The sequence below is a fragment of the Bradyrhizobium sp. AZCC 1719 genome (assembly GCF_036924525.1).
Classification (GTDB): domain Bacteria; phylum Pseudomonadota; class Alphaproteobacteria; order Rhizobiales; family Xanthobacteraceae; genus Bradyrhizobium.
Genome location: NZ_JAZHRU010000001.1, coordinates 1,248,186 through 1,260,063 on the forward strand (window position 1 = coordinate 1,248,186; position 11,878 = coordinate 1,260,063).

Annotated in this window: 10 protein-coding genes; 7 read left to right on the plus strand and 3 right to left on the minus strand. The window is 61.7% G+C overall.

The features are described from left to right. Positions 1-5 precede the first annotated feature (5 nt). A complete protein-coding gene (locus V1292_RS06050) occupies positions 6-1,025 on the minus strand; it encodes an ABC transporter substrate-binding protein (RefSeq protein WP_334371043.1) in 1,020 nt (339 codons plus the stop codon). Between the two features lie 140 nt (positions 1,026-1,165). On the opposite strand from V1292_RS06050, the gene V1292_RS06055 reads away from it, so the two are divergent. The 4 genes from V1292_RS06055 to V1292_RS06070 all read left to right on the plus strand — a co-directional run bounded on the left by V1292_RS06055 (position 1,166) and on the right by V1292_RS06070 (position 5,266). Next, positions 1,166-1,975: a creatininase family protein gene (locus V1292_RS06055; RefSeq protein WP_334371045.1), complete on the plus strand. Its 810-nt coding sequence runs from the start codon at positions 1,166-1,168 to the stop codon at positions 1,973-1,975. 152 nt (positions 1,976-2,127) lie between these two features. Next, the gene (locus V1292_RS06060) at positions 2,128-2,385 is read left to right on the plus strand and encodes a hypothetical protein (RefSeq protein WP_028351026.1); all 258 of its coding nucleotides are present in this window, start codon (positions 2,128-2,130) and stop codon (positions 2,383-2,385) included. Between the two features lie 508 nt (positions 2,386-2,893). Continuing rightward, the gene (locus tag V1292_RS06065) at positions 2,894-4,897 is read left to right on the plus strand and encodes a carbohydrate porin (RefSeq protein ID WP_442895493.1); all 2,004 of its coding nucleotides are present in this window, start codon (positions 2,894-2,896) and stop codon (positions 4,895-4,897) included. Between the two features lie 18 nt (positions 4,898-4,915). Then, positions 4,916-5,266 carry a DUF3147 family protein gene (locus tag V1292_RS06070; RefSeq protein WP_334371047.1) on the plus strand — a complete coding sequence of 117 codons (351 nt, stop codon included), beginning with the start codon at positions 4,916-4,918 and terminating at the stop codon, positions 5,264-5,266. 34 nt (positions 5,267-5,300) lie between these two features. On the opposite strand, the gene V1292_RS06075 is transcribed toward V1292_RS06070, so the two are convergent. Both V1292_RS06075 and V1292_RS06080 read right to left on the minus strand, forming a co-directional pair. Then, positions 5,301-6,932, minus strand: a complete 1,632-nt coding sequence (locus V1292_RS06075; protein ID WP_334371049.1) for an FMN-binding glutamate synthase family protein — start codon at positions 6,930-6,932, stop codon at positions 5,301-5,303. 406 nt (positions 6,933-7,338) lie between these two features. After that, positions 7,339-8,112 carry a ferredoxin--NADP reductase gene (locus tag V1292_RS06080; RefSeq protein ID WP_334371050.1) on the minus strand — a complete coding sequence of 258 codons (774 nt, stop codon included), beginning with the start codon at positions 8,110-8,112 and terminating at the stop codon, positions 7,339-7,341. Between the two features lie 289 nt (positions 8,113-8,401). Between V1292_RS06080 and V1292_RS06085 the strand changes: the two genes are divergently transcribed. From V1292_RS06085 to V1292_RS06095, 3 genes are all read left to right on the plus strand, one after another. Then, on the plus strand, positions 8,402-9,400 hold the full coding sequence (locus V1292_RS06085; protein ID WP_334371051.1) for a hypothetical protein: 999 nt from the start codon (positions 8,402-8,404) through the stop codon (positions 9,398-9,400). Beyond that, a complete protein-coding gene (locus V1292_RS06090) occupies positions 9,400-10,716 on the plus strand; it encodes a bifunctional folylpolyglutamate synthase/dihydrofolate synthase (protein ID WP_334371052.1) in 1,317 nt (438 codons plus the stop codon). The genes V1292_RS06085 and V1292_RS06090 overlap by 1 nt, the downstream gene beginning before the upstream one ends. Before the next feature lie 91 nt (positions 10,717-10,807). Beyond that, positions 10,808-11,809, plus strand: a complete 1,002-nt coding sequence (locus tag V1292_RS06095; RefSeq protein ID WP_334371053.1) for an NADP-dependent oxidoreductase — start codon at positions 10,808-10,810, stop codon at positions 11,807-11,809. The last annotated feature ends 69 nt before the right edge of the window (positions 11,810-11,878 follow it).

The window sequence follows — 11,878 nt, forward strand, 5'->3', positions numbered from 1 at the left end:
TTGCGTCAGTTCTTCGGCCGCAGATCGAGGCCGACGGCCTTGTTGACGAAGCGAAGCGTGTAGGCCTGGCGGTAGTCGATATCGCGGCGAACCACGCCGGCCCGCACCATCTTGTCGAAGAAGCTCGCCACGCGCGCGTCGTTCATGGCGCCGATGCCGTCGCGCAGCGTATCGCCGGAATCGACGATGCCGTATTCCTTCATCTTGGCGACGGAATAGCTCAGCAACTCGTCGGTCATTTCGGGGTTGATCTTCTTGATCATCGTGTTGCCGGCGGAATTGTCGCCGTAGAGATAGTTGTACCAGCCGATGACGGAGGCATCGACAAAGCGCTGCACCAGGTCCGGCTTCTTGTCGACGATCTCGCGGCGGGTTTCGATCAGCGTCGAATAGGCGTTGAAGCCGTGATCGGCGAGCAGGATCACCCCGGGCTTGAAGCCGGCCGCCTTCTCGACGGCGTAGGGCTCGGAGGTAACGTAACCCTGCATCGCGCTCTGCTTGTTCACGATGAAAGGTTGCGGATTGAAGGTGTAGGGTTTTACCTTGCTCTCGTTGAAGCCATATTCAGACTTCAGCCACTGGAAGTAGCTCGCGACACCTTCCTTGGACACCAGCAGCGTCAGCGGCTTGAGATCTTCGAGTTTTGCAATCCTGGTTTCCGGATGGGTGAGGAACACCTGCGGATCCTTCTGGAAGATCGCGGCGACCGCAATCAGCGGCACGTTGTTGGCGACCGCATCGAACGATTGCAGCGTGTTCGCGCTCATGAAGAAGTCGAGCTTGCCGGCGGTCAGCAGGATGCGGTTGTTGGTGTTGGGCCCGCCGGGAACGATGGTGACGTCGAGGCCGTATTTCTTGTAGGTGCCGTCGGCGACCGCCTGGAAGAAGCCGCCATGCTCGGCCTCCGCGACCCAGTTGGTTCCGAACGAGACTTTATCGAGGGTTTCGGCGCGCGCTTGCGTCGGTCCTGCGGCCAACGCCAGAAGACCTGCGGTTAACGCTCGCAGCAAAAAGGCCGGGTTCATGGTTGGACTCCGTCGATCATTCTGGCCCATGATGAGAGGCTAAGGACAACGTCCCCGAGGGGTTTGATCCAGGGATCGGACCATCCCCGGACTATCTAACAAACTACCCTGCAAATTTATCCAAAGAAACGCTTCGCTCGATGGCCTCAACCGTTCCGCCCCGCGACTGGATCGACATCCGCTGGCCCGACATTGCCACGGCCGACGCCGCGCGCTGGATCGCGGTGCTGCCATTGGCAGCCACCGAACAGCACGGCCCGCATCTGCCGCTGGAAACCGACGTCCTGATCGGCGAGGCCTATCTGGCGCGGGTGCGCGAGCTGTTGCCCGTCGCGCTGCCCGTCACCTTTCTGCCGCTGCAGCCGGTCGGCATCTCCACCGAGCACATCGATTTTCCTGGCACGCTGACGCTGCCGACCGACGTCGCATTGAAGGAGTGGATGGCGATCGGCGAGCGCGTCGCGCGGTGCGGAATCCGCAAGCTCGTGATTGTGACGAGCCATGGCGGCAACAGCGCGGCGATGTCGCTGGTCGCGCAGGATCTGCGCGCACATCACGGGCTGCTCGTGGTGACCACCAGCTGGTCGCGCTTCGGCGCGCCGGATGGATTGTTTTCCGCGGAAGAGCTGCGTCACGGCATTCATGGCGGCGCGGTCGAGACCTCGATCATGCTGGCGCGCTATCCGCACACGGTGCGGAGCGAGGCGATCGCCGATTTTCGCCCTGCCAGCATCGCGATGGAGAAAGAATTTCGTTGGCTCTCGGCGCATCGGCCGGTCCCTTTCGCGTGGCAGGCGCAGGACCTTAACGAAAGCGGCGCAGTTGGCGACGCCACCAAAGCCACTGCGGAGAAGGGCGAACAACTGCTCGATTACGGCGCGCAGGCGTTCTGCGAACTGCTCGATGACGTCGACAAATTCGATCCGGAATTGTTTCTTCGTAAAGCATAGAATCGCGATTTATTCTCGTAACTATCTGAAATATCGAAGAAATAAACGACGAAACCATATTTCCGGCCGTCTTTTCGAACCGCTTTCCAGTGCGTTCCGTCCAACTGGGCATGCGGACCACAATGGCCGCTTAACACAGGATGGAGACTTCCATGTCGATCAAAACCAAGTTCGCCGCTCTCGCTCTCGCTACCCTTGCCGTTACCGGCGGCATGGCTTCCACACAGGCTCAGGCCAAGCCACTGCACTGGGGTGTCGGAGCCGGCCTCGTTGGCGCAGCCATCGTCGGCACTGCCATCGCAGCTTCGGGCCCCCACTACTACTATGACGGCTATCGCCGCTGCGGCTGGGTCCGCCAGTTCGACGCTTTCGGCAATTACATCGGCCGCGTCCGGACCTGCGCTTACTGATTTCTGCGGCTGACTTGGTTGCTGTTTGAGAGGCGATTTCCTTGCAAGCAAACCACTTCAGACCCTGAAAACGCTTCTCTTGTCTAACGCGTTTTCCTCACGCGAACCGGAAGGCCACTTCGCTCGAAAACGCTTTGTCGTGGATCAGCGTCCGGCACGGGCGCCTCATCCACCCCGTGCCGCACCCGACCCGCCCGGTTGTCCCCCGGGCGGGTCACCCATTTGCGGACTATCGCCCTGACAGGGCCCGGTATGTTGCGCGCACGTCACGCAACGATGTCATTTAGACGAAGCAGTTCAATGCTTCTTGCAATTGCGAATTGTTCCCAACAACGCTCGCAAAGCGGATTGCGCTCCTGCTCGATCCGGCTTCGGCCGGGAACAGCCGCTAATCCACAAAAAGAGGCTGGGCCGACGATTTCAGGCGATCTCTTTGGTGGTAGCGCGCCGGCAAATCTGCAGTGATAAGAGCGACCGCCGGAACGTTAGCGCCCAGAGTGCCCGCACGATGACCCGCCGGAGCCGATACCGAGTTTACTTGCTGGCTGGCCTGGGCTTCGGCCTGCTCGCATTGGATGGCGTTGCCAGCGCTGCCGACATGTCCCTAAAGGCCCCGGCCGTCAGAACCGTCCATAGCTGGACAGGTTTCTATCTCGGCGGCCATGCCGGTTATGGCGGCGGCAGCTTCGGCCCCGGCACCAATCCGCTGCCGCTGCAAGGCGTGCTTTTTCCCCACAGCATCACGGGCCTGATCGGCGGCTATCAGGCCGGCTATAATTTGCAACTCCCGAACGATCTGGTGTTGGGTGCCGAGGTCGATATTTCATTCATGAGCACGCTTGACCGTGCGCGGCTTGTGCCGGCCCCTTTCAACACCACCCTCGACTACATTGCCACGGCCCGGGGCCGCGTCGGGTACGCCTTCGGAACGCTGCTGCCCTACGTGACCGGCGGTGTTGCCTGGGCCCGGACCCACGTCGACATCAACGATGTCGACGGCAGCGTGGTATCCGAGCGCGGGCATGCGCCTCTCGGCTGGACCGCAGGCGCTGGCGTCGAATATGCCGCCGATGCCAAGTGGAGCGCGAAACTCGAATACGGCTACATCGATCTGGGTACCCGAACGCACGGGCTTGCGGACGTACCGCTGCCGGACGTCGCAGTCGACCCGAAGATCCACACCGTCAAACTCGGATTGAACTACAAGATCTGGGACGGTCTGCCTTCGGCGACGGCAGGCGATTACGCCATCAAGCCACCCATCCCTCCTGCATCCAGGGACTGGAACGTCCACGCCCAGACGACCTTCATATCTCAGGGCTATCCGAGCTTCCGCTCGCCGTATCAAGGCACGAACAGTCTGCCCGGCGCCGGACGCGTCAGAGAGACCTGGACGGTCGGAGCCTTTCTCGGCTGGCGATTGTGGGACGGCGGAGAGCTCTATTTTGGTCCGGAGCTTGCGCAAGGTTTCGGAATCGGCGGTACATTAGGCTTGGCAGGTTTTTCAAACGGCGAAGCGCAAAAAGGCGGCGCCGAGTATCCGAGATTCCGCGCGCAGCGCTATTTCTTCCGGCAGACATTCGGGCTGGGTGGCGAACAGGAAGAAGTGGCCGATGCGGCCAATCAGTTGCCAGGCAAGCGCGACATCGACCGCGTCACGGTAACGGTCGGGCGATTTGCGGTCGGAGATTTTTTTGACGGCAATTCCTACGCAAAAGATCCGCGCGTGGACTTCATGAACTGGGCAATGTGGGCGTCGGCCGCCTATGACTTTCCGGCCGACCTCCCCGGATTTACGCGTGGCGCCGTCGTCGAACTCAATCGCAAGGACTGGGCTGTGCGCGCCGGCCTGTTCCAGGTGCCGTCCGCTCCCAACAGCGACGTCCTCACTTTTAAGACCGGCGGCGCGGTGGTCGAGTTCGAAGAACGTCACACCGTGTTTGACCAGCCTGGCAAATTGCGACTCGGCATCTTCGCCAATCGCGGCAATACCGGCAACTACCGCAACGCGCTGGCGATCAGCGCCGCAGACCCGACGCTCGACATCAACAACGTCATGACAGACATCCGGCGCCAAAATCTCAAATGCGGATTCTACGTCAACGCCGAGCAACAGGTCATGAACGACGTCGGCGTGTTCGCGCGCGCGAGCTGGAACGACGGCCGGAGCGAAATCCTGTCGTTTACCGACATCGACCGCAGCGTCTCGGCAGGCCTATCAGTCAAGGGCAGCTATTGGGGACGGCCGAGCGATACATTCGGTCTGGGTGGCGCAATTAACGGGCTTTCCGGCGCGCACCGCGATTTCCTGGCGGCCGGCGGTCTCGGCCTGCTGATCGGTGATGGCCGTCTCAACTACAGCAACGAACGCATCCTCGAGACCTACTACGCCTACGCGCTCACCAAGCAGATCACGCTGACGGCGGACTACCAGTTCATCACCAATCCCGCCTACAATGCCGACCGCGGCCCGGTCCATGTGTTCTCCGGCAGGCTGCACGGAGAGTTCTAGTGCCCCTCGAGGCACCCCATGCTCTACTTCGTGATCAAATGCGCCCTGTCCGGCATTATCATCGCGGCGGTGTCGGAAATCGCCAAGCGCAGCCCGGCGTTCGCTGCGCTCATCGTGTCGCTGCCGCTGCTTTCACTGTTGAGCTTCCTGTGGCTCTGGCATGACACCGGCGATGCGGAGCGCATTGCCGGTGTCGCGGAATCGACGTTCTGGTACGTGCTGCCGTCGCTACCGCTCTTCCTGATATTGCCGGCGCTGCTCAGGGCGGGCGTGGGCTTCTGGCCCAGCCTCGCCGCCGGCTGCGCGGTGACGATTGTTCTTTACTTCCTCACCGCCTGGATGCTCGCCAAATTCGGCATTCGCCTTTGAAGCGGCAGGCGGCAGCCGGGAAACTGTTAGGATTTTATCCCGCCGGCTGGAACGAATCCGCGCGCGCCATCGCCCATGCATCGCGGAAGCGCGGATCCTGGGTGCCTTCGATCAACTCGCCCGGACGCAGCGACGGATAGAGTTTCGCGAATGACAACGTGTCATTCGTGGAGGATCGCTGCGAGAAGTGGACCGGCCGCAATTGCCGCGGATGGTCGAGGCCGGCCGCGGCGATAAGCTCGGACAGGGCGTGCAGGGTGGCGTGATGATAGTTGTAGACCCGCTCAATCTTGTGCGGCACCACCAGCGCGCGGGCGCGGAGCGGATCCTGGGTGCTCACGCCAGTCGGGCATCGATCGGTATGGCAGCTCAGCGACTGGATGCAGCCGAGCGCAAACATGAACCCGCGCGCAGAATTGCACCAGTCGGCGCCGATCGCCATCGCACGCGCCATGTCGAATGCGGTCGCGATCTTGCCGGCGGCACCGATCTTGACGCGGTCACGCGCATTGATGCCGATCAGTGCATTATGGACGAAATTGACGCCCTCCCGCATCGGCATCCCCAAATGGTCCATGAATTCCAGCGGCGCAGCACCGGTGCCGCCTTCATTCCCGTCCACCACGATGAAATCAGGATATATCCCGGTTTGCAGCATCGCCTTGCAGATCGCCAGGAATTCCCAGGGATGACCGACGCACAGCTTGAACCCGGCCGGCTTGCCGCCGGATAGTCGCCGCATCTCGCCGATGAAAACCATCATTTCCACCGGCGTCGAGAACGCGCGGTGCGTGGCCGGCGAAATGCAATCCTCGCCCATGGGGATACCGCGAATTTTGGAGATCTCTTCGGAGACCTTGGCCGCCGGAAGGACCCCGCCATGTCCGGGCTTGGCTCCTTGGCTGATCTTGAGTTCGACCATCTTGATCTGATCGTCGCTGGAGACGCGGGTAAATTCTTCCGGGTTGAATGTGCCGTCGCGGTTGCGGCAGCCGAAATAGCCCGAGCCGATCTCCCAGATGATGTCACCGCCGTGCTCGCGGTGGTAAGGACTGACGCCGCCCTCGCCGGTGTCATGTGCAAAGCTGCCCTTTTTCGCACCAGCGTTCAGCGCCAGTACGGCGTTGGGGCTGAGCGCCCCAAAACTCATGGCCGAGATGTTGAAGACCGAGGCCGAGTACGGCTTGGTGCAATCCGGACCACCGATGGTGACGCGAAACTGCTCGACGGCACGAGCCTTCGGCAACATCGAATGGTGCATCCATTCATAGCCGTCGCGATAGACGTCCTCCTGGGTGCCGAACGGCCGCTTGTCGAGCTCCATCTTGGCACGCTGATACACCAGAGCGCGGGTGTCGCGGGAAAACGGCTTGCCGTCCTTCTCGCTCTCGAAGAAGTACTGCCGTATCTCCGGACGAATTTCTTCGAGCAGAAAACGAATGTGCGCCGAGATCGGATAATTGCGCAACACCGCGTGGTTCTTCTGCAGGAGATCGCGAATGCCCAGCAATGTAAGCGCGCCGAAGATCACGATCGGCAGCAGCAGCAACTCCCACACCTTGAGGTTCTGATCGAAAATCCCGATGCCGATCAGCAAGGCGGTTACGACGGCACAGATCGTCAGCACGATGTAGCGCGGCGAGAACGGGAGCAGCAGCGTTTCCATGGAACCCCTCAGCCAAATATTCTTGCCGGACGGCAGCTTAGTCCAATCGCCGGAACGGGCGCTACACGATATACGAAGCGACCTTCACGGAAGTGACGGCGGCTTGAGAAAATAAACGGGATGCTTCCCGGTCCGAATAAACCAGTCGCCTTTTTGCAGTGCAGCGTAGTGGCGCGGAGACGAGCGCAGCCTTGCCGCACCAGCCTCGTCGCGCACCGGCACGCATACGCTCCCTCAATCGTCGGGTCGGCAACGAGCCGCGCGACGTTCGGGAGTGGTTATGGCGGTGAGGGATGCGCGGGCTATGGGAAGCGCCGTCATTCCGGGGCGCGTCGCAGACGCGAACCCGGAATCTCGAGATTCCGGGTTCGATGCTTCGCATCGCCCCGGAATGACGGTAAACTCATTAGCGCTCGACGAACGCTTTTTCGATTACGAAATGGCCGGGCGTGTTGCCGCTGCCTTCGATGAAGCCGCCGGATTCGAACATCTGCTTCAGCTCCTCCAGCATGGCCGGGCTGCCGCACATCATGATGCGGTCGGTCTCGATATTGAGCGGCGGCTGGTGGATGTCGTTGAACAACTGCTCGGATGAGATCAGGTCGGTGATGCGGCCGCGATTGCGGAACGGCTCGCGAGTCACGGTCGGGTAGTACAGCAGCTTCTCCGACAGCAGCGGCCCGAACAGCTCGTCGTCGCGCAGCTTGGCGACCAGGTCTTCTCCATAAGCAAGTTCGGAAACCTGGCGGCAGCCATGAACGAGCACGATGGTCTCGAACCGCTCATAGACGTCGGGGTCCTTGATCAGGCTGGCGAACGGTGCGAGGCCCGTGCCGGTCGAGAGCAGCAGCAGGCGCTTGCCCAGAATCAGATTGTCGGTGATCAGCGTGCCGGTCGCCTTGCGGCCGACCAGAATCTCGTCGCCCTCGCGGATCTTCTGCAGCTTCGAGGTCAGCGGCCCGTCCGCGACCTTGATGGAGAAAAACTCGAGCTCTTCCTCGTGATTGGCGCTGGCCATGCTGTAGGCGCGCAGCAGCGGCCGGCCCTCGACCTCGAGGCCGATCATCGCGAACTGGCCGTTCTGGAAGCGGAAACCGGAATCGCGGGTGGCCCGGAAGCTGAAAAGCGTATCGGTCCAGTGGCGGACAGAAAGGACTTTCTCTCTATAGAACGCGCTCATGTGTTTTCGTTTTTCCTGACGTCTCGATGTAGAACGTTTCGGTCTTCGGGCCTCAAAGTGCCAAAAATCAGCGAAATCATCGGCGATTTGGCGCTTCATTTGCGCACAGCACACACATAGTCAATATGACCTGCAGCACAATTGAGAACTCGGAATGGCTGTCGGTCTAATTTGCAAAAAGGTTCGATCGCCTTCGTTAACGCTTTCTCGCGCAATTAACTTGCTGAATTCGCCATCGATCTGGCAATAAATGACTACCTCGAATTAAGAACGTTTCAAAAGAGATCGCATGCGAAGCCCAACTGAGTTTCGAAAGGGAAAACCGGGCTTCTATCCGGACCAGGCGGTCTATGCAGAGTTTGCGGCTGCCGAGTTCGGACTGGCGTTTCGCGACCTCGACGGCGGCTCGGGCCTGATCTTCAGCGTCGCCGCGCGCGACAGGCTGCTTCATTTCGGCGCCGGCCGATGCTCCTGGTATCCGCAGAACAACGCGACGGCTTCGACACTGGCGTCGGACAAGTTCTTTGCCAGCAGGATTCTGCAAGACGCCGGCGTGCCGGCGCTCGGCGGTGAATATTTCTTTCTGCACGACCGCCACCGCGCGCACCGCCCGGCGGGCCACGAGCGCAGCGATGCAATCGCCTGTTTCAGGACATTGGGCGGGGCGGCCTTCGTCAAGCCTCTCACGGGGTCGCGCGGCGATTTCGCGCAAGCGGTTCATAGCGAAGCGGCGCTCGCCGGCTATCTCGACGAGGTGACGAAATATTACGATTCCGTGCTGATCCAGCCGATCGTAGATGGCACAGAGTACCGCGTTTTCATGCTCGACGATGACGCGCTGTATTGCGCGCGAAAACGCCCGCCGTTCATTTCGGGCGATGGCGTGCGCACGTTCCGCGAACTGCTGACGGCCCACAATGACGCTTTGCGGGCCCGCGGCCTTTCGCCGGCTTCGCTGCCCGATCACGATCCGTCACTCGACGCTGTGCCGGCAAATGGCGAACGGCGCGAGATCCCCGGGCGGATGAATCTCAGTGCAGGCGGCACGATGGTGCTGGCGGATGCACCGTCCGAGGAGGCCATCGTGCTGGCGCGGCAGGCGGCGCGCGCGATCGGGCTTCGCGTAGCGGCCATCGACATGTTCGTAGATATCGGTAGCCAACCGGATTCCATGCAAGTCATCGAGGTCAACTCCAACCCGGCGATCCGGCTACTGGAGGATTCCGACCGCGGCGACCTAATCCTGAAGATCTGGCATCACACTTTCTCGACGATGGGATTGCTGTAGTGTTCGACCTTCCGAAATATGGCGACGGCGTCTGCCTCGCGCGCATGGCCGAGCTGTTGAATGCGCTCAGGATCGATCGCGCGTGGCTGCAGCGCGTCTCGGTCGTGGTGACCGGCTCGAACGGCAAGGGCAGCACGGCGGCGATGGTTGCCAGCATCGGCCGCGACTACGGCCTTCGAACCGGCCTCTTCACTTCCCCGCATCTCTTCCGCTTCAACGAGCGGATCCAGGTCGACGGCATCGAAATCGGCGACGACGCCTTCGCCCAGCGCAAGCGGCTCGTCGATGCCGCCATCGCCGACGTCTCGAAGCGCCACGGCGAAAGGTTCGGCGCCTTCGAGGCGCTGTTTGCGCTGGCCTGCCTATACTTTCAGGACAGCCAATGCGATTTCGCGGTGTTCGAGGCCGGCATCGGCGGCCGCTATGATCCAATCCGCCTGATCGGCGCGCGCGAGACTTGCGTCACCTCGGTCGATTTCGAGCATGTCGACCTGCTCGGCAACTCGCTTGAACTGATCGCTTCCGACAAAAGCGACGCCTGCGCCGCCGGCGGAACGATCCTGTATGGCGAAAACTGCCGCCAGCTTCGGCCGCACCTCCTGGAATATAACCGCTCGCGGGGCTGCACCTCGCTGTTTGTTCGCAACGAGGTCCGCATCGACAACGAGGCCGTGGCGGCGTCTGGGCAACAATTTGACTACCAGTTTGGATATCATGATTTTCGTCGCCTAGAGCTTAACCTGGCCGGCGCGTTCCAGTTCAACAACGCGGCCATCGCGGTCACGCTGTTCCTGCTCTGGCTGCAACGCGAGCAGCCGCGCAAGGCTTCCGATCGCATCGAAGCAGCAATACGCGCCGGCCTGCGCAACGTCCGCTGGCCCGGCCGCCTGGAGGTCATCCAGCAAGACCCGCTCACGGTGATCGACGTCGGCCACACGCCGGACGGCATCCGGCAATCGCTGGCGAGCCTCACGTCGATTCATGGTGCCGACGGCTGGATTCTCGTCACTGGCGCCTCGCGCGACAAGAAGGCCGACGAGATCGTCGGCGTGCTGGCGCCGTCGTTCGATACGATCATCTGCACCGCGGCGCACCACAAGGGCGCGGACCCGCAAGCCATCGCCACCGCCGCGCGACTTGGCAATTCCAAAGCAACCATTCATGTCGCGACGACAATCGCGGATGCCGTGCGGCTCTCGCAGGAGATGGCTCAGGAACAACAACGAAAAGTGTATGTGGCGGGAGGGTTATTCCTGGCGATCGAATACGCAACCGTCGCGAAGGGCGGCCGCGCGGGGGATTTGGAGTTTTTCTGAACGTGGCGCACAATCCGTGCAGTCGAGCGGCTTTTCCGCGGCCAAGCGCATCGGAAAGCGCCCGAATGCGACACCGAGGGGAGAGAACACCATGAGCGACACCGTCAATCGTCAGATCCTGCTGGTCGAAAAGCCGACCGGAAAGCTCGGACCTGAGCATTTCAAGATGGTCAACGGGAGTGTTCCCGAGCCGAAGGATGGCGAGGCGCTGGTGCGGACGCGCTATATTTCGCTGGACGCCGCCAACCGCGCGTGGATGCACGGTGCGACCTATCGCGCTGCCGTCGAGGCCAACACGGTGATGGCTGGTGGCAGCATCGCGGAGGTCGTCGCCTCGAAGGCTTCAAGCCTCGCGCCGGGCGATATCGTATTCGGCGATACCGGCTGGCAGGATTACGCCGCCGTGCCGGCAAAGCATCTGAACAAGATGCCTAAAATGGAGCCGATGACGCATCTGCTCAGCGTCTACGGCATCGCCGGCCTCACTGCCTATTTTGGTCTCCTGCATGTCGGCAAGCCGAAGCAAGGTGAGACCGTCGTCGTGTCGGCTGCCGCCGGCTCCGTCGGATCGATCGTCGGGCAGATCGCCAAGATCAAGGGCTGCAACGTCATCGGCATTGCCGGCGGCAAGGACAAGTGCCAGTGGCTCACGTCCGAACTCGGCTTCGACGCCGCGGTCGATTACAAGGACGGCGCCACCTTCAAGGCGCTGCGATCAGCCGCGCCGAAGGGCATCGACGTCTATTTCGACAATGTCGGCGGCGAGATCCTCGAAGCCTGCCTTTCGCTGATGAACAACCGCGGCCGCATCGCCTGCTGCGGAGCGATCTCGCAATATGACGGCGTGCCGTCCGCGCACGGTCCACGCGGCGTGCCCGGCCTGATCGTGGTGAAGCGCCTCGTCATGCAGGGCTTCATCGTGATGGACTTCATGGACCAGAGCGCCGCCGCGCTTGCCGATCTGCAGTCCTGGGTCGCCTCCGGCAAACTGAAGGTGCAGGAGGACGTGATCGACGGAATCGAGAACACGCCGAAAGCGCTGATCGGCCTGCTCGCCGGCGAGAACCGCGGCAAGCGCATGGTCAGGGTGTAGCGCCAGCCTTTGTAGGGTGGGCAAAGGCGCTCTTGCGCCGTGCCCACCACCCCTCCGTTCGCGCGCTGG

Excerpts from the sequence above, each read along its gene's own strand:
- V1292_RS06075 (WP_334371049.1), bottom strand. The coding sequence starts at position 6,932 with ATGGAAACGCTGCTGCTCCCGTTCTCGCCGCGCTACATCGTGCTGACG.
- V1292_RS06055 (WP_334371045.1), top strand. The coding sequence starts at position 1,166 with ATGGCCTCAACCGTTCCGCCCCGCGACTGGATCGACATCCGCTGGCCC.
- V1292_RS06065 (WP_442895493.1), top strand. The coding sequence starts at position 2,894 with ATGACCCGCCGGAGCCGATACCGAGTTTACTTGCTGGCTGGCCTGGGC.
- V1292_RS06085 (WP_334371051.1), top strand. The coding sequence starts at position 8,402 with ATGCGAAGCCCAACTGAGTTTCGAAAGGGAAAACCGGGCTTCTATCCG.
- V1292_RS06070 (WP_334371047.1), top strand. The coding sequence starts at position 4,916 with ATGCTCTACTTCGTGATCAAATGCGCCCTGTCCGGCATTATCATCGCG.
- V1292_RS06060 (WP_028351026.1), top strand. The coding sequence starts at position 2,128 with ATGTCGATCAAAACCAAGTTCGCCGCTCTCGCTCTCGCTACCCTTGCC.
- V1292_RS06095 (WP_334371053.1), top strand. The coding sequence starts at position 10,808 with ATGAGCGACACCGTCAATCGTCAGATCCTGCTGGTCGAAAAGCCGACC.
- V1292_RS06050 (WP_334371043.1), bottom strand. The coding sequence starts at position 1,025 with ATGAACCCGGCCTTTTTGCTGCGAGCGTTAACCGCAGGTCTTCTGGCG.
- V1292_RS06080 (WP_334371050.1), bottom strand. The coding sequence starts at position 8,112 with ATGAGCGCGTTCTATAGAGAGAAAGTCCTTTCTGTCCGCCACTGGACC.